The 17,948-nt window shown below is 61.3% G+C and carries 16 protein-coding genes; 7 read left to right on the forward strand and 9 right to left on the reverse strand.

All coding sequences use genetic code 11. The features are described from left to right. The first annotated feature begins 73 nt into the window (after positions 1 to 73). On the forward strand, positions 74 to 868 hold the full coding sequence (locus V7E26_RS02480; RefSeq protein WP_324413121.1) for a polysaccharide deacetylase family protein: 795 nt from the start codon (positions 74 to 76) through the stop codon (positions 866 to 868). A gap of 214 nt (positions 869 to 1,082) precedes the next feature. Continuing rightward, positions 1,083 to 2,336, forward strand: a complete 1,254-nt coding sequence (locus V7E26_RS02485) for a polysaccharide deacetylase family protein (RefSeq protein ID WP_324413123.1) — start codon at positions 1,083 to 1,085, stop codon at positions 2,334 to 2,336. A 100-nt stretch (positions 2,337 to 2,436) separates the two neighbouring features. Here the strand turns inward: V7E26_RS02485 and V7E26_RS02490 are convergent, their stop codons facing one another. Next, complete coding sequence (locus V7E26_RS02490; RefSeq protein ID WP_324413125.1) at positions 2,437 to 2,811, reverse strand: hypothetical protein; 375 nt, start codon at positions 2,809 to 2,811, stop codon at positions 2,437 to 2,439. Between the two features lie 440 nt (positions 2,812 to 3,251). Next, positions 3,252 to 3,917 (reverse strand): hypothetical protein, encoded by a 666-nt coding sequence (locus V7E26_RS02495; RefSeq protein ID WP_324413127.1) that lies wholly within the window; start codon positions 3,915 to 3,917, stop codon positions 3,252 to 3,254. A gap of 50 nt (positions 3,918 to 3,967) precedes the next feature. On the opposite strand from V7E26_RS02495, the gene V7E26_RS02500 reads away from it, so the two are divergent. From V7E26_RS02500 to V7E26_RS02515, 5 genes are all read left to right on the forward strand, one after another. Further along, positions 3,968 to 4,759 (forward strand): hypothetical protein, encoded by a 792-nt coding sequence (locus tag V7E26_RS02500; RefSeq protein WP_324413129.1) that lies wholly within the window; start codon positions 3,968 to 3,970, stop codon positions 4,757 to 4,759. 345 nt (positions 4,760 to 5,104) lie between these two features. Further along, positions 5,105 to 8,431 (forward strand): toll/interleukin-1 receptor domain-containing protein, encoded by a 3,327-nt coding sequence (locus V7E26_RS02505; RefSeq protein WP_324413131.1) that lies wholly within the window; start codon positions 5,105 to 5,107, stop codon positions 8,429 to 8,431. Positions 8,432 to 8,449: 18 nt separating this feature from the next. Then, positions 8,450 to 9,217 (forward strand): peptidoglycan recognition protein family protein, encoded by a 768-nt coding sequence (locus V7E26_RS02510; RefSeq protein ID WP_324413133.1) that lies wholly within the window; start codon positions 8,450 to 8,452, stop codon positions 9,215 to 9,217. Positions 9,218 to 9,582: 365 nt separating this feature from the next. Then, entirely contained in the window at positions 9,583 to 9,861 is a 279-nt protein-coding gene (locus V7E26_RS29980) for a toll/interleukin-1 receptor domain-containing protein (protein ID WP_442893345.1), read from the forward strand. Positions 9,862 to 9,872: 11 nt separating this feature from the next. Beyond that, on the forward strand, positions 9,873 to 10,322 hold the full coding sequence (locus V7E26_RS02515; protein ID WP_324413135.1) for a hypothetical protein: 450 nt from the start codon (positions 9,873 to 9,875) through the stop codon (positions 10,320 to 10,322). Between the two features lie 542 nt (positions 10,323 to 10,864). Here V7E26_RS02515 and V7E26_RS02520 read toward each other — a convergent pair. The 7 genes from V7E26_RS02520 to nosZ form a co-directional block, all read right to left on the reverse strand. After that, complete coding sequence (locus V7E26_RS02520) at positions 10,865 to 11,248, reverse strand: c-type cytochrome (protein ID WP_324413137.1); 384 nt, start codon at positions 11,246 to 11,248, stop codon at positions 10,865 to 10,867. A 75-nt stretch (positions 11,249 to 11,323) separates the two neighbouring features. Next, positions 11,324 to 12,322 carry an FAD:protein FMN transferase gene (locus tag V7E26_RS02525; RefSeq protein WP_324413139.1) on the reverse strand — a complete coding sequence of 333 codons (999 nt, stop codon included), beginning with the start codon at positions 12,320 to 12,322 and terminating at the stop codon, positions 11,324 to 11,326. Next, positions 12,322 to 12,888 (reverse strand): nitrous oxide reductase accessory protein NosL, encoded by a 567-nt coding sequence (locus V7E26_RS02530; protein WP_324413141.1) that lies wholly within the window; start codon positions 12,886 to 12,888, stop codon positions 12,322 to 12,324. Before V7E26_RS02530 ends, V7E26_RS02525 begins: the two co-directional genes overlap by 1 nt. Next, positions 12,885 to 13,712 (reverse strand): ABC transporter permease subunit, encoded by an 828-nt coding sequence (locus V7E26_RS02535; RefSeq protein ID WP_324413143.1) that lies wholly within the window; start codon positions 13,710 to 13,712, stop codon positions 12,885 to 12,887. Before V7E26_RS02535 ends, V7E26_RS02530 begins: the two co-directional genes overlap by 4 nt. Next, the gene (locus tag V7E26_RS02540) at positions 13,709 to 14,620 is read right to left on the reverse strand and encodes an ABC transporter ATP-binding protein (protein ID WP_324413145.1); all 912 of its coding nucleotides are present in this window, start codon (positions 14,618 to 14,620) and stop codon (positions 13,709 to 13,711) included. The genes V7E26_RS02535 and V7E26_RS02540 overlap by 4 nt, the downstream gene beginning before the upstream one ends. After that, on the reverse strand, positions 14,617 to 15,981 hold the full coding sequence (locus tag V7E26_RS02545; RefSeq protein WP_324413148.1) for a nitrous oxide reductase family maturation protein NosD: 1,365 nt from the start codon (positions 15,979 to 15,981) through the stop codon (positions 14,617 to 14,619). The genes V7E26_RS02540 and V7E26_RS02545 overlap by 4 nt, the downstream gene beginning before the upstream one ends. A gap of 14 nt (positions 15,982 to 15,995) precedes the next feature. After that, positions 15,996 to 17,948 (reverse strand): TAT-dependent nitrous-oxide reductase, encoded by a 1,953-nt coding sequence (gene nosZ, locus V7E26_RS02550; protein ID WP_324413150.1) that lies wholly within the window; start codon positions 17,946 to 17,948, stop codon positions 15,996 to 15,998.

A 17,948-nucleotide genomic window follows, 5' to 3' on the forward strand; every position in this document is an offset into this window, starting at 1 on the left:
AACTTGTCTGAGTTACCTTGCACGCTTACCCAATCGGCAACACGGAGCGCAATGCCAAATATGTCGAACCGAAATGACCCGATGTCTTAGTGCGACGCTGCGCTCGGCGCTCGCGGCATGGATGAGTTTCGTTGCCGCGGCAGAAGCCGCCGAATGTCCCCGCAAGGATGCGCTCGGGACCTCGCGTGTTCTCACCGTGGACGCTGCGACCTTTCCGCGCGTCGGCCTCAAGAGCTTTCCCCAGACGCTGCCGCTGGAAGACCGCGAGGTGGTGCTGACCTTCGACGATGGGCCATGGCCGCCCACGGACAAGAAGGTCCTTGCCGCGCTGGCGCAGGAATGCGTGCGCGCCACCTTCTTCCTGATCGGAAGGAACGCCTCGGCGCATCCCGAACTGGTGCGTCGGATGGCCGCCGAGGGCCACACCGTCGCGCATCACACTTTTGCCCACCCCAACCTGAAACATATGAAGCCGGAGGCGGCGATCGGCGAGATCGACAAGGGCATCGCCGCGGTCGAAGCGGCGCTGCACGGGACCGCCAGCACGACCCCGAGCACGCCGTTCTTCCGCTTCCCCTATTTCGAAATGTCTCCGGCCGCACTGGATATCCTGCAGAAGCGCGGCATCGCCGTGTTCGGCGCCGATCTCTGGGCCAGCGACTGGAATCCGATGACGCCGGCGCAACAGTTGACGCTGCTCACCGAGCGCCTGCAGGCGGCCCGCAAGGGCATCATTCTGCTGCACGATCCGAAGGCGCAGACGGCGTCGATGCTGCCGGCCTTCCTGCGCTACCTCCGCGACAATCACTACCGCGTCGTCCACCTGGTTCCGGCAAATGCCAAAAACGTGTCCGGCAAAGCACATTAGATCACTAAGTTTTTGATAGGCTCCGTTCTATCGTCCGGATCACGCTACCCGTCCCAATTAAGTCTGGAATTCAGACGATTAACGCTGCATTTAAGGCGCCAATTGTGGGCGTTGCGTGCTGCTGGAATGAAGCCGGGGTTCAATGATCGCTAGCGCATTTGCGGAACTCAAACGGCGTCCCTGGAGCGCCCTGTGTGTCGGAGCATTCGCCTCCGTGGCCGCACAGGCCGCATTGGCGGCTGATTGCCCGGGTCATCCCGACGCCATCGGCACCTCGCGCACCATCGTGGTCGATCCGCGCGCCCATCCGATCATCGGCACCATGCAATATCGCAAGACGCTGCCGCTCGCCGATCATGAGGTGGTGCTGACCTTCGACGACGGCCCGCTGCCGAAATACAGCAACGAGATCCTCGACATTCTCGCCGCCCATTGCGCCAAGGCGACCTTCTTCATGGTCGGACGCCAGGCCAATGACAGCCCCGAAGGCGTCCGCAAGGTGCGCAATGCCGGCCATACGGTGGCCACCCACACCCAGAACCATCCGATCGGCATGGATCGCCTGCCGCTCGAACGTTCCAAACAGGAGATCGAACAGGGGATCGCGTCGGTGACCGCGGCGCTCGGCTCCGCGCCGGCGCCGTTCCTGCGCATTCCGGGCCTGCGACGCAACGACGGGATCGAGGAATTTGCCGCGTCCAAGGGGCTTCAGCTCTGGAGCGCCGACTTCCCCGCCGACGACTGGCGCGACATTTCCGCCAACCGCGTCTACGAACTCGCGATGCAGCGGCTGGAAAAGAAGCGCAAGGGCATCCTGCTGCTGCACGACATCCAGCCGCGCACCGTCGCGGCGCTGCCGCGGATCCTGCGCGAGATGAAGGCGCGCGGCTATCGCATCGTCCATGTGGTGCCGGCGACGGCTGAGCGGCCGGCGACGCCGAGCGAGCCGCCGCAATGGCAGTCGCGCCCGGCCCCCGACCTGGTGGCGACGGCGCGCTGGCCGAAGGTTCCGAAATTCGCCTTTGCCGGCGGTCCGCCGCTTCCCGTCCCGGCCTTCTCCAATCTCGATTGGCACACCACCAACCTCGGCGCGCCGCGCCGCGGGCGTGGCGTCCCCCTGCCGCCGGTAGCGCCCTGGCCGCGGCAGACCGCGTTGCCGCCGGCCAATACGCTGGCCGCGCTGCCTGCACCGGCAGAAAACGTTTTCAGAATCCCGGAAGGGGCGCTGGTCAGCCTGATGGCTTCGTTCGCACGCGGCGGGCCCGTTGCGCAGGCACGATCAACGGAGGTCTCGGCAAAGCTTGGCGGCAAGTCCCGCCCCGCCCGCGCGGCCACAACCCCGCCGCCGGCAACCGCCGGACAGGCCGCCCTGGGGGCACAGGGCGCCGGCGGAGCTGCCGCAAAGCCGGCGGTCCCGGCCAAACGGAATGGGCGCTCGGTTCACGTCGCCGGCCTGAAGAAGCGTTGAGATGGTTGCGGCCCGATCGGGTCAGGACCGCGTGGCAACGAACTATCTCGAATGACTTTCGCGGCGAGCCCCCCGGTCCGGCCGGCATTCGGACAACAGCTCAGTTGGCGACGACCTTGGCGATGCAGAGCAGCATGACGATGGCGAGAAACAGTAGATCGATATAGGCCTTCATCTCGCCGGCATGGCGCAGCGCGGTGACGTCGGTGATCACCTGCTTGCGCGTCGAAGTCGAATTCGGCCCCTCGCCTACTGCACCCACCAGGCGGCGCGCCTCCAACTCCAGCCGCTCGATGCGCTGAAAGAAGTTGAACGACCGCAGCGCGGACGCCGCATGCATGCCGGCGTAGATCAGCACGAGAATCGCGACCACCACGCGGTGCTGATACTGTTCAAGGAAATTCAGAGCGAGATAGACCAGCGCCAGAAACACGAAGTTGGACAGGAAGCGATAGGCGTAGCTCAGAAACTGCATGGAAGGCTCCGGGGTAGTCTGGAAAGCTCCGAGCCGGGCAATCAGGAGCCGGCGGCCTTTGTCAGCTTACGCCGATCGTGCGAGGTAAGGGTACCAACGCGCCGCATGCAGCAAAGGATTCACGGGTCGTGTCATTGCGGACACGAAAAATTCCCGCAGACCGATCATGGCGGCCCGAAGCTCAACTTTACGGCTGCAATACCCACCCGTCGCATTGCGCAAGCATACGCTACAAACGACAATCTACCTGGCCATCGCACAAAGAAGACCCGCCATTTGCGGCGGGTGCGAGTCCTAGGGAGGAGCTATAAACTAAGCCGATTCGCGGCACCGGCATGTGCCGCAATTGACACACGCCAGCTTGAAGAACATGGCCTCCCGGCGCGGCGGTAAACTTGAGGGGCGGTAAACTTGGGGGGCCTTAAACCCGGTGTTTCAGATCACGGCGACAGTGCCTTGCCGTCGATCATCTTGAGCTTGACGCTCTCGCAGGTCTTCCGCACCTGCTCGGTCATGATCGCGCACTCTTCGATACGCTTGAAGATCTTCTTGGCTTCCTCCCGGTAGGAGGCTGCGGTATCGCGCACGAAGGCAATGGCATTATGCACTTCGGCGGTCATTGCCTCGCACCTCTTCGCTGCGCCGATCAGCTCCGTTCCCATGGCCTCGATTTCCTTGGCGGCGGCTTCATAGTCGCGCACCACAGCCTCGGCCGTCAGCGCGCCGACCCGCGTAACGCCCTCTTCATGCACGACATAATCCGGCATCGCCCCCGAAGGAGGCGGAGCCGTCCTGATCGCTGGAAGGCTCGCTACGACATCCTCTTCAAGCTTGGCCAGGTCCAGCGGCGCGGTTCTATGAAGTCGTTCAATGCTCGCCATAGGCAATCTCCCTAACTCAAAGAACAACCCCCAAGCGGGCAAGCATGGCGACCGATTCGTGGCGAAATCCTGAGTCGAAGAAAGCGGCGACAAGGCGAAGATGTGATGAAGAGAAAGCCGCGCCGCCGCAGGAGTTAATCCCGCCAGGGCGCATCGGACCGCGCGTGGCCCGCTTAATCGGCGCTTAACGGTTTTGCGCCAATGATCGACGTTCCAGCGCAACATCTCTCTAGCCGCAAGAATTGCGGGCCACTCAACCTCTTCAGGAGGATCGATTGAGGACGCTTGTCATTTGCGCGCTGACTACGACCCTGGTCGGTTGCAGCAGCCAACCGCCAACACAATCATCATGCGTTGGCCTGAACCCGTTTGCCTGCATCGCCGCGGTCGATGTGCCGATTGAACCTGTCGGATACGACGACCCTTCCGCCACCGCGAAGCCCGTACCCGCCGTTGCCCGGCGCGGAGACGGACCTCCCCGGCCTCATGTCGAGCGCGCCGTCCATCGGGCGCCGAAGCCCACCAGGGTGGCGAAGGCCGCGCCTGCCGTGCCCCTGCCCCTCCCTTCTCCGCAGACGAACCAGCAGACCACAGGCAATGCGGCTGCTTCGGTTGCTGCGCGTGCAGGCGCCGCCGATCCGCCTTCGACGACCGACGCTCCGCAAACCCGCACGACGGAGCAGCAGGTGGCCGCCGCCTCGGCCGTCGCGGAACGAATGTCGGCACCGACACTGGATGCGTCGATGGACGCGATGGTGGCCATCGTGGTCGCCGACCCCGGCATCAAATCGGTCGCCCACCTGGCCGGCAAGACAATCGCGATCGATGATAGATATTCGGAGTCGTCGATCAACCGGGTCCGGACCGCAATGGAAACGGCCGGCGCGGTCGACGTCCAACTGAGCAAGGGCCAAAGCACGGCGATCAGTCGGCTGGTCGGCAAGGAAGTTCAGGCCGCCGTCGTGGGATTGGTGTCCATCAGCTCCGCGGACAGTTATCCTGAGCTTCCCCACTTGCAAGTCTACCGGATCCGGCTCTCGCCTCGATCCACGGGCAAGGAGCCGTAACCGGCGGCAGCTCAGTCGTAGTTTCAGGAACCGGCGGCGAGGAAGCATCTGCTCGCCAATTGAAATGCGCCCGCGGGATCAAGGAGCCATCCCGCAAATTGATTTGTCAGGAGTAATCCATTTCACACTTCGATCTCGTTACGATGTGCAATCCTTGACCTTACCCAAGGAACTTCCGCAACCTGATTGTCGAGGCAGGCAAAGCATATTGTTGGCTCGCCTTAGCGGCGACGTGTAGCTCCTCCCCGCTTCAACGCAACGCTTACGCAAAACTGGATTTTCGTTCTACTTCATTCGACACGTAGCTTGTTGAGCGCCCGTCAGCACACGTCTTAAGGGGCTCGTATGTACGATTTGTTCATGAGCTATCACTGGCTCGATCGCGTCGCGGTCGAGGAGGTCGCGCGCTCGCTGCGGGAGCGCGGCGTAAAGCCCTTTTTGGACCGATGGTACCTCGTTCCCGGACGCTCCTGGGTTGGAACTCTGGAGAAAGAACTCGCGAATTGCAGAGCAGTGGCGATTTTCATCGGGCCGCAAGGCATGGGCCGGTGGCAGCAGAGAGAAAGAGAATACGCGCTCGATCGCCAAACTCGGGATGAGAATTTTCCTGTCATTCCCGTCCTTTTGCCGGGAGCCGATCCTGCGCTCGGCTTTCTCTCCCTCAACACCTGGATTGATTTACAAAAAGGCACGACGCGTGAGGCTATCGAGAATCTTGCCGCAGCCATGCGCGGTGAGACGGTGGATCCCGACCAAAACGGACGATCTGGTTCGGGAACGCCCGCCATGTGTCCCTTCCGGGGTCTGCGGCCGTTCCGGGAAGAAGACCAGCCGTTCTTCTGTGGTCGTGAGGCCTTCACGGGCATCCTCGAAGCGGCGCTAGAAAAAAGCAATCTTGTTGCCGTGGTCGGAGCCTCGGGTAGCGGCAAGTCATCGGTAGTTCGCGCGGGTCTTATTCCCCGGCTCCGGCGAAAGAGCAATTGCGTGTGGGATGTGGTCGTCACGCTTCCGCAGGAGCGGCCGTTTCACTCTCTCGCCGCCACGTTCCTGCCGCTGCTCGAGCCCGAACTCTCCGAGGTCGATCGATTGAGGGAAATCGAAAAGCTTGCCGGCGCACTGAGTAGTGGAGAAATTCAGCTACGCTCAATCGTCTATCGTGCTTTGGAAAAACAGCCCGGTACCGATCGGCTGCTTCTATTCGTCGATCAATGGGAGGAACTGTACACGCTGTGTCGCGATGAGGCGATCCGGCATAGCTTCATTTCACAATTAATGGAGGTCCTGGAATCTGATCGTATGTCCCTGGTATTCACGCTACGCGGCGACTTCTATGGCCACGCGTTGGCGGATCGGCGCTTGTCCGACCGACTCCAGGATCGCGTGGTGAACATCGGTCCAATGACCCACGAAGAGTTGCGGAGTGCCATTCGGGAACCTGCCGAAAAGGTCGGGCTACGATTTGAGGACGGATTGATCGACCGAATCCTGGAAGACGTTGGCCAGGAACCGGGCGCCCTTCCCCTCTTGGAATTCCTGCTCAGTGAATTGTGGGAGAAGCGGCATAATGGCGAGTTACTGCACGAGGCCTACAACGCGATCGGTGGCGTTCGACGCGCTATTGCCGAGCGGGCAGAGCAAGCTTTCGCCCGCCTTTCGGCTCCCGAGCAAGAAGCCGCTCATTGGGCGCTGCTCGCGCTTGTCGTGCCCGGCGAGGGTGCCGAGGATACGCGACGCCGCGCTCAAATGCAGGAGCTCGATGCCGTGGGCCGCAACGTCATCGGCAAGCTGGCATCAGATCGGCTTTTGGTCACAACGCGGGACGCTACCGGCCGCGAGGTCGTCGAGGTGGGGCATGAAGCCCTCATTCGCGAATGGAAGCGGTTGCGCGAGTGGGTGGATGAGAACCGCGAGTTTCTGCGAACGTTAAGGCGTCTCGAAGAGGAGGCAGAGTTCTGGGAGATCTCCGACCGCGATCCCGAACTTCTCCTGCCAGCCGGGCGTCGCTTGATCGAGGCCCAGCACCTTCTGAACGAGCGGCCGCAGGCCGTGGGAGGTCAAGCGCGCGCTTACGTTACCGCATCAGTGCTGGCGGATCGGCAACGACAGGAGAGGACAAGGCTGGCGGAGCAGCAGCAATTGAGACGCACTCGCTGGTTTGCAATGGCGGTGTCGGTCCTGCTTCTTATGGCAATTGGCTTTCTGCTGCTGTCTGTCGTCCAGTACAATATCGCTCAAGGATCAAAAGAAGTAGCGGAGAGATCAAAGGAAGCAGCGGAGAGATCGAAGGAAGCGGCGGAGAGATCGAAGGACGACGCAGAGAGGCGTTTCGGCAGCGCACTGAAATTCGCAACAACGCTGGTCTCCAAGACAGACGAGCACCGCAAGGGCGGCGGTGTAAAGACCGGCACCGCGCGCGAACTGCTAGGGATCGCCGATATTGCTCTGGGCGACTTGGCTCAACTCCAGTCGAGTCCGGAGCATGTGCAAGAAGTTGCGAACCGACAACTGAGATTGCTGCTCACGGTCGCGGATTCCTACACGGGACTTGGCGACACGAGCAAGGCATTGGAGCGCGCCACGACCTCAAAGCAGCTAGCCCGGCAGCTCGTCGCCAAACAACCCGCCAACGCCGAGTGGAATCGGCTTCTCTACGCGAGTTGCTACCGGGCGGGGGATGCGCTCGCAAGCCAAGGTCAGCCTGACCGCGCACATGTCGAATATCAGACCGCCCGGGAGATTGTCGACAGGTTTGCTCAGCAGCCATCGGACCAGATCAATTGGCCCCTGCAACAAGTATTCATCTACAGCAAGATCGGCGATCTCTATAAGATGCAGAAAAAGCCGGACAGCGCGCGTCAGCAATACGATCTCGCACTGTCGATTGCAGAGAGTATCGTACGCATGGATCCTCCCCACAGCATGGATCCGGAGAAGAAAGAAGCCCGTCATTTCTTGTCAGCCACGCTCAACCGAATCGGAGATATTTTCGCTGACCGTGGAGACCTTCAAGGGGCTCTCCAACGATACCAGGACGCGATGTTGATTTCCAGGGAGTTGGCCAAGATCGATCGCGGTCCGCAGCGCCAGATTACGCTGGCGGTTCGACACAGCCGGCTCGGGACCGTGCTGACGAGACTCGGGCGACTGGACGAAGCGCTTGTGCAGTTCCAGACTGCGCAAGAGATTAGAGCGCGCCTCGTAGCGATGGACAGCACCGAAACCACATACGCCGACTATCTTGCTTCCAGCTACAGCGATTTGGGCAATGTCCTCAAGGCGCAGAGCAAACTGAACGACGCCGTCGAGCAATATCAGAAAGCTCTGACTATTCGCGAGTATCTGGTCGGCAGGGATTCGAGCAACCGGATCTGGCAGACGAGCCTTCTCGGAGTGCAAGAAGCTCACGCCAGCGTCCTGAAGGCGGATGGGAAGCTGACCGAAGCTATCCAGCAGTATCGGAAGGCTCTGGCTAGCGCCGAAAACCTCGCCCGCACGGAGCCGGAAAACGCGGCTTGGCAAGCCAGACTGCAAGCGGTGCGTAAGGATCTCGAAGCGGCAATGGCCGAACAACGGAACGCGGCCGAGCAGGACCGCCGAAGTGAGCCGCGCCTCGAGCCGAACGAACGCTTTTTCTTCAACTACACGCGAGGATATCGTCTGGAACCCGCGTAGCATAGAGGTCTTCGAGCAATGCTGGAGCGCAATCGCCGGGGGCGACAAGGCGCGGCATTTCGCAGAACGCATGCACTTCTTTGCCTTGTCGTGCTTGCCTCGCTGGGAAGCTCTGGTTCGGCCGCGGAAAAATTGGAGACTTCGCGGATACTGGAGAGCACGATTGTCGATGACCTTGCGCCTTTCGTCCCGGATATTCTCGACCGTGCGGGCTGGAAGGCAAAGTCCGCCCTACCGGGGATGAAGGAGCAGAAGCCCGGTGCCATCATCCTGCATCACACCGGTGTGCAACAAAATTCCGGCGTTGCTCTCGACGCCAAATTGCGTGGCCTTCAATCCTTCTCCCAGCGGCCGGGACACGTATCGCCTACGCGCACCAAGCCAGCCTGGCCAGACGTTCCCTATCATTACTACGTGGATCACGCGGGCCGCATCGCCGAAGGTCGCGAGGTGCAGTACGCCGGCGACACCAACACCGGATACGATACGACCAACTATATCCAAGTGGTAGTCGAGGGAGACTTCGAACATGAAGCGCCTGCACCGGAGCAGATGGCTGCCCTGCGGAAAGTCCTCGTTTGGCTGATGTTGGCTTGGAGCATTCCGCCGGGGAAAATCAGCACTCACAAGGATTACGCGCCCACCACGTGTCCCGGCCGGAATTTCGTTACGATGCTCCCAGAAGTGCTGGCTTTGGCGACCACGGACCGCACCAAGGCCATATCAGGAATTTGTGCTGGGAGTCCGAGCGACCAGTTTTTCAGTATTTATTGTGTGGCAAGATGACATCGCAGACTTCACTGAAATCGGTCACAACTGATCTGCACCGGCAAAAGCCGGAGCGTTGCCCGTTTGCATGAATGACGGCCTCGAGCCACGCTGGTCTATTGGCATGATCGCCGGGACCCTTCGGCGATTGCCGTGACGAAGTCGCCGGGGACTTCTACACCACCCGGACGCGGGCGGGAGAGAGAAAACCGCAATGATTTCAGAGCCTGTTTCCTCCTGCCATTTCTGTGCTGCATTCGGCTCCAACGAATGTTGAATCCCATGTAGGATTGGAGCTGATACTTCTCGCGATTTCAGGTCGTGACGCATAAACTGTCCGATCGGCACCGCCTACGGCGACACGATCAAGTCGAGGAGCATCCATGAGCAGCCGGCGCCAAGGCGTGTTTGTTAGCTACAGCCACCGCGACAACAGTTGGCTCGACCGATTGAGGACCCTCCTGAAACCGGCACTCGGCTCAGAGACGATCTGGGACGACAAGATGATTGCTCCCGGCGCAAACTGGTCCGTCGAAATCGAGCGCGCGATTCGCGGCAGTCCGCGTTGCGGTGTTGCTTGTGACACCAGCGTATCTGAGCTCCGATTTCATCGTGTCAGACGAACTCGCACGGATCATCCAGCGAGAGAAGAAAAGGTTTAACGATTCTCTGAGTGGCCGTCGAACCCGCGCTCTATAAGCACAGCCCGCTTTGGTCCTACCAGGCTGCCAATGATCCGAGCCGTCCCCTTTCGACGCTGCTGCCGGCCCAGCGCGACGTGGCACTCGTGGACATCGCGGAGAAGATCATCGCCGCCGTCAACGTGAATGCCGTGGCCAATGTCCTGAAAACCATCCACAGGGTGGAACCGCAGCTACGAGCCTTCACGGAAGGCCAGCCCCCACCCACGCATCGCATTACAGCTCGGCAGGAGCCCGGCGAAGCCGTGATCACAATCGGCACGGAGACGAGAACTGGCGACGAACTGGAGAGACTTGATCCACGCTCCCGGCAACTGATCCGGGCCTATGAGTTCGCGATGAATGACCTGTTCGACCGTTTTACAGAGCTCGAACCAAGGCGATCGGCTCGCGATCCCGACGTGCGCAAGCGTGCTAATTAGAGCCGAATCTGAGGAAGTCCGAAGCGATATCTGCGAAAAGTGGGGCGAAACCCTGAAGTTTCTGGCGTCTCTCAATAAGCACCTCGAGGACCACTACCAGCACGTTTCATTCATTTGCCAGCAGCCGGTCCGGGGACCGTGACCGCCCGCCACCCCTGTCCCGGGCCGGCTACCGCGAAAAACACGGTTATTTCGAGATCGGTGTTCTGGTGCGCTCGGAGGGCGGTCGCATTTGCTGAGATTTCAATGGCTTGTCGAGATGGACGACGACGTTGGGTGCATTTCGCGCTCATTCCGTCGATGCGATCATTTGCGCCATTGCACAGCCGGCGCCCTGGTTTTGACGGCGCATCATATCGCACTTGGTTTCAGGGAGCTTCGCGAGACGATCAGAGTCGAACCGAACCGCACTCACGCAATGGGAGGCTCGACCCGGATGCTGGCTCCTTCCACTACCCGTCGTTCCGATTCGCGTCGGCGGGCCGCAGCCATCTTCGCTGCGACAGGCTGGCGGCTCAATTCATTGCCATAGCTTTATGGAGCTATTTCTTTTTGCCGTCGGCGTCGAACTGCTTGAGGTAAGCGATTAGATCGTTGGTCTTTTGCTCGTCCTTCAGACCGGCGTAGATCATCTTGGTCCCGGGCACCTTTGCCTTTGGGTCCTTGATGTATTCGCGGAAGGTCGCTTCGTCCCAGGTGATGCCGGAGTTCTTGTTGGCGGCTGAATACGAATAGCCCGGCACGGTACCCGCCTTGCGCCCGATCAGGCCGTTGAGAACCGGGCCGACCCCGTTCTTCGCGGTCTCGCCGATCTGATGACAGGCCTTGCATACGCCGAAAACTTTCTCGCCGGCCGCGGCATCCTGCGCGCTGGCACTACCCGTTCCCGCGATCGTCAAAAGCGCAATGAAAACAATTCGTCGCATATCAGCTCCTTTTGCCGGCAGACGAGGATAAGAAATCCCCCGGTCACGTTCAGTTCCGCGGACAGATACGATCTTTCAGGCGCCACATGCGACCAAGGCTCCCTCCGAATCGATCATGTGCACCAGCACGTTCGGCCGGCTGGCGACAATTTCCTGTATCTGACGGACAGCCATCAGGCTAAAGGCCGTCGAAAGCGCATCCGCCTCGGTTGCGGTCGGCGCCACAACGCTGACCGTTCGGTAGAGCGACGGACTGAGGCCCGTTCTCGGGTCGAACAGATGCGTAAACCGGCCGGCCGCGTCGAAACGAAATCCGGCGCCCGCGGTCGTGGCAACGGCGCGATCAATGAGATCAATCCTCTCCGTGATCGCTCCGGGCCTGTCGGGATCTGCCAGGCCAATACGCCACGCCGCGCCCCCGGGTCGCGATCCGATTGCGCGGATCTCCCCCATGTCGACCAGCGTCGTCGTCAAGCCGGCCTTCCGCAGCTTCTCAACGACGCGATCGGTCGCGAAACCCTGCGCAATGCCGTTCAACGTGATCGCAGCACCGCGATTGGTAAGCGCGATGCGGTCGTCTCCCACCTGCACCCCGTGGCGGCCAACCTTGGTCAGCACGTCGGCAAGCCTGTCCTGGGAGGGCCCCTCCGGATCCGGACGCTCCGATGCGAAGTGATCGGCATAGAGCCGCCACAAAGGCTGGACAGTTGGATCGAATGCGCCTCCGGTCAGATCGGAAAAGATCAGCGATTGCTTGAGCAGCGCCACCATTTCGGGATCTGGAGCAACAAGAATGCCGGTGCGATTAAGCGTGCAGATCGCAGAGTCCGGACGATACAGACTGAATTGCTGCTCCATCCGGCGTACGTCCAGCAGACAGTCCCTGGCCAGCCGCTCGGCTTCGGCGCGATCATGATGATAAATTTCCATCGAGACTTGCGCCCCGAGCGCCGAACCATGCCAGCGGAACGCGTCTTGCGCCCGAGCGAAGCGGGCGCCGCTCGCAAGGGTCGAACCGAGTGCGGTTGCCGTGATTGCAATCATACGCCGCCGCGTGAGATTCGGATTCTGCATCACCCAGGTCCCTTCAGTTGAGGCCGGACGTTGCGATGGTCGTGATCGACAGCATCACCGACAGTGTCGCTGCCCAGCACATAGGCGGCGGGGATTTCCGCAAACGCGACCACCCGACCACCATTATCCACGGCGAACGCCTCGGCCGCCGCGCGATTGCCGAACGGCACGGCTTCGGCCGCCCCCATGCCGCCCTGCTTACGGCTTTCGATCACAAAGAACGCTTTTCGTGCATCGATCCAGTTCGTCGCCCCGGGCTCCTCCCAACTCGTCGCGACGGCCATGTCCGAGACATAGATCGCCCGGATGTCGCGCGGTTGCTCCGGCATCAACGTAAACGCCACGGTATCGCGGACCGAGGTGAACCAGAAGGGATCGATGCGGCTCGCGGTGATGATCTGTCCCTTGGGCCCGGGATGTTCGACCAGGTTCATTCCGCAAAAGACCCCCATCGCGTCGCTGTTGAGTGCAACGGGGGGAGGCATCTTGACGTTGCCGGTGTCCTGATTGCAGCCCATGAGCAGAAGGGCCGAGACGATGATCGAACAGAGGGTTCGCAGGTTCATACCTCCCTCCTTGCGAAAAACGCCGTCGCGAGTCCGAGCGGCGCCACGATCCACGCCAGCAGTCCCAGCAACAGCGCGCCAATGCCGGTGGTCGCGGTTCCGGAAAGGCCGGCCATCCCGGAGAACTGGCTGACATTGAAGCCGGTGAGATTGGTCAGGCGGTAAAGATCGGTGGGGTTGAGAAACAGCAGTCCTTCGAGAACCGAAGCCGAGATGATGCGCCCCTGATCGATCACCAGGATGCCGAGCAGCGCCATATCGAACACCAGCACCATCAGCAGCCAGATGCCGACCGAGAGCCCCGCCGCAGTGCCGCGATCGCGAACCAGGCTGCTGACCAGATACCCGATCGCCACGAACACCGCCCCGAGCATGATCGACGTCCCGAGCATGGAGGCGAAGGCGTACCAGCTCGCCGCAAGCACCGAGGCGCCGGTGATCGCAAGCGCGGCAGCCGCTGCGCCATAACCGATCAGCGTTGCGAAGGCGAGGATCAGCACGTGCCCGCAGAACTTGCCGAATATGACCTGGCTACGCCCCACCGGGTAGCTCAACAGCAGGATCATCGTGCCCCGCTCCATTTCGCCGACCACGGCATCGTGCGAAATCAGAAGCGCGATCAGGGGCAGCAAGAAGATCGTGAGACTGGAAAGGCTGACGACCACCACGTCCAGCGCACCGGCACTGACATTGCCCGTGGGAGCGCTGCCGAGAAAGGCGAGCGACAGGGCCAGGGCTGCCAGCAGAAGCGTGGTTGCCAACACCCAGCGGTTCCGCAAGCCTTCCTGGATTTCCTTGAAGGCGATGATCAGGACCGTTCTCACGCGGCCTTCTCCTGCGTGTTGAGAAAGTGAGCGTAGAGATCGTCGAGGGTCGGCGCCGAAATTTCGATGTCCCGGACGCGAGGGTCGTTCGCTGCCGAGCGCAACAGGTCCATCTTCCCCTTTTCGTCCGGCACCAACACGGTTCGGCGGCCGGCGGCCGACCTGGTTTCGCCCGCGATCGAGACAGCAGCACTGTCGTCGGCGCCGGCCGCCAGATCGAAGGTGATCCGGATCGGCAACTGCGAGAGGGAGCGCAGCTCCGCCAACGTGCCTTGCGCCACCAGCTTGCCCCGGTTCATGATCAGAACATGCTCGGCGCGATCCTCGAGTTCGTTGAGCGCGTGCGAGGAAATCAGGACCGTCGCGCCGTCGTCCCTGAGTTCGTGCAGGATTTCATAAAAGGTCTGCCGCAGCGCCGGATCGAGTCCCGTGGTCGGCTCGTCGAGCAGCAGCACACGTGGCTGCCCGAGCAGCGCCTGGGCCAGGCCCAGTCGCTGCCGCATGCCCTTCGAGTAAGTCCCGACCCTGCGATCGGCGGCATCTGCCAATCCGACCCGATCGAGTAGTCCCCAGGCTTTCGACGGCTTGATCTGCTTCAGCCGCGCGTAAAATGTCAGGGTCTCGCGCCCGGTCAGCGCGGCGTTGAACGCGACGTTTTCGGGCAAATAGCCGAGCAGCCGGCGGGCTGAGAACTCGCCCGCCGCCGGGTCCTGCCCCAACATGCGGATTCCGCCGCGGTCTGGCCGGATCAATCCCAGCATCAACTTGATCAGCGTTGTCTTGCCGGCGCCGTTGTGGCCGACCAACGCGGTCAACCGCCCGGAGACAAGATCGAAGGAGACGTCTCGCAGCGCACGCACCTTGCGATAGTTCTTGTCGACGCCACTCACGGACACGGTAACGGTCATCTGCGGCTCCGCTCGGGCGACGGTTTGGGCGGCGGCGCAATCAGCGGATGACTATCGACCACGCCGCCGGGATAGAGGGCCGGAAACTGCGCCTGCGCCCATCGAAGGACCTGGACCGCGGGGCTGTTGATCAGCACCTTCGCGGCGGGCGCGGTCCACAGCACGCGATCGACCAGGTCGTTGGGACGGTAAGCGGTGTCGGCAAGGCCATCTCCGTTCAAGTCGAATGCCGGATTGTCGCTCCAGTAATTCCCGCGGCCACCCTTCGACCAATCGAGATCGCGCGTACCGACGTATTTTACCTGGTTGCGGTTGCCGACGAAGGCATTGCCGCTAATCTCATTGCCTTCCGAACCGGCTGTGAAATGCACGCCGATGCCGCAATGCTCGAACCAGTTGTTGCGGAACTTGTTGTGGTTGGTGTTGTAGATGAACACGCATTTTTCCGGCCCGCTGCGAACATCCCGTGCCGGCCGCGCCTCGGGCACCATCTCTTTCACGTAGTCCGGCCCCTCCTCGCGATTGACGGCAATATTGTCGAGCGGTCCGCCTGCGACCCGGTTGCCGTCAATCTCGGCGTAGTTGGCGTAATTGAACAATATTCCATAGTCGCGGTCCCGATCCGAGATATTGTTGCGGATCACCAGGCGGTTCGAATACATGATGGCATAGCCGACGGTATTGCCGACGGAAACGTTGCCGCTGACTTCGCTGTCGTTGGTGTACATGTAGTGGACGGCGAACCGCACCCCTTCGAAACGATTGTTGATGAAGCGATCCTTGCGGCTGCTGATTGTAAAGATGCCGTCGCGGCCAAAGCGAAATGTGTTGTCGGCGATGATGACGTCAGGCGCATTCCAGAGCGACACGCCATTCCCGGTCTCGCTGCGGCGTCCGCCGCCGCGGAGCCCTTCGATGACATTGCGTTCGACGCGGGAGCCCGCCGCCCCGTGCACATAGATGCCGAACAGGTTTTCCTCCAGGCGGTTGTTTTCGATCACGGCCCGCTGCGCGGTCCTTTCGAGAAAGATCCCCGAATTCATGGCTTGAAGATCGCGGCCGGATTCCCGGATGGTGATGCCGCGTATCGTAACCTCCGGCGCGCTGACGGTGATCACATTGCCGGTGCCGCCGCCGCTGAGTACGGCCCCAGGTCGTCCAGCCAGGACGATGCGGCGGTCGACTCTGATCGTGCCCTGGTAGTTTCCGGGCTCGAGCTTGACCACGTCACCATCCTGCGCTCCGTCCAGCACAGCCTGAAGCGACCGGCTCGGATCGGCTGCAAGCTCCGCCGCGACAGCGAAGCCTGGGGCTCCGGCGGCGATGAACGCCGCCGGAATGATACGCAGGAGGAATGGCACGTCGTGTCCCCGTCTCAAACCATCTTGGGTTCGACGAACATGCGGCCCTTCATCTCCATATGCATGGCGTGGCAGAACCATGAGCAGTAGTACCAGTAGACACCGGGTTTATCCGCCGCGAAGGTCACCGAGGCGGTCGCCATCGGCGCGACTTCCATGGCGACACCGTAGTTCACGATGCAGAAGCCGTGTGTCAGGTCTTCCACGGCGTCGATGTTGGTGACGTAAACGGTCACGTTGTCACCCTGCTTGACCTGGAATTGTTCCAGGCCGAATGCCGGAGCCGTCGACGTCATGTAAACGCGGACGTTGTTGCCGTCGCGGATGACCTTGGAGTCGGCTTCGAGATTGATTCCATCGGCCTTCGCCTGCTTGACCGCATCGGCGAACATCGGGTCGGCGCGGTCCCAGATCGAGATCGGGTTGATCTTGGAACGATGGACAATGGTGGCATCGTGCGGTTCGGCGAAACTCGGGCCGTCGTGAACCAGGATCATCTTGTCGCCGGAAATGTCGATGAGTTGATCGTTCTCCGGCTTCAACGGGCCGACATTGAGGAAGCGGTCCTTGGAAAACTTGTTCAAGGAGATCAGCCACTTTCCGTCGGCCTCCTTGGTCTGTCCCATTGAAGTGTGATTGTGTCCCGGCTGATAGTGGACGTCGAGCTTGTGGATGACGGGATCGACCTTCTCGCCTTTGAAGGCCCGCTTGGCCAGGTCGATGTTCCACTTGCAAACCTGGCTATCGAGGAACAGCGTTGTATAGGCGTTGCCCTTGCCGTCGTAGGCGGTGTGCAACGGTCCCAGGCCAAGTTCGGGCTCGGCGACCACCACGTCGCGCGGCTTGATCTTGTCGTCGAACAACTGATCGAACAGCCGGACATCCATCACCGTGACCGTCGGTGACAGCTTGCCCGCCGCCACGATGTGGATGCCGTCGGGCGCGGTATTCATGCCGTGCGGATTATTCGAGACCGGGACGTAGCGCGTGTAGGGCGAGCCCTTGCGGCCGTCGAGGACGGGTACACCGTTCATCTCCTTGAAGTCGCCCTTCTTGACGCCCTCCTCGATCCGCTTGAGGTTGAAGATGACGACCCAGTCCTGTTCGTTGGCCGTCATTTCGGCCAGCGTCACGCCTTCTTCGGCATTGTAGCAGGTCGAAAACGCGTACTTGCCCTGATAGTCGGCGTCGACGTTGTCGAGATTGCCGTCGACGATCACCTGCCAGGCTACTTTCATGGTATCGCCGTCCAACGCAGTGAAGATCGCGTGGTAGTCCTTCGGCTTGTCGAGCACCTTGCCGTCATTTGGAAGCGGCACACCGTCTTCGCCATTGCAGAACACGTATCCGGTGCGGGGATATTTTTGCACACGAAGCCCGTGAACCGTGTGCTGGTTCGGCAATTCGATGATCTTGTCGCACTTCATCACGTCGAGCCGCACCCGCGCCACCCGGGTGTTGGCCTTGTCATTCATGAAGGCGTACCTGCCGTCATAGGTGCCGTCGGTGAACGAGATGTGCGGATGATGCAGGTCGCCGTTCACGAACGTTCCGCCGCGGTTCTTGAGCAATTCGCGGGTCGCCGGCTGCATCCCTTCGGTCAACACCTTGAGGCTTTCGTTGGTCTGTCCCCATCCCGTGGCGCTGCACCGGTTGAAAACGGGGACACGCATCAGTTCGCGCATCGATGGCAGGCCGACGATGCGCATTTCTCCTGACTGGCCGCTCGAAAAGAACACATAGTATTCATCAAGTTCGCCCGGCTTCACCTCGGTCTTCTGAACCGCGGGACGCGCCGCCGGCGCTTTCGGCGCCGCTGTCTTGGTCTGCGCATCCGCAGTCGCAACTATGCTCCGGCCGTCGGTCGACAGGCCAACACCTCCCGCAAGGCCGACGCCGGCGGCCGCCGCCGTCGTTCCGAGCAAGGTGCGCCGGCTGACTGATTTTCCAGTTTCGTTTTCGCTCAT

Source organism: Bradyrhizobium sp. (assembly GCF_036735945.1).
Classification (GTDB): domain Bacteria; phylum Pseudomonadota; class Alphaproteobacteria; order Rhizobiales; family Xanthobacteraceae; genus Bradyrhizobium.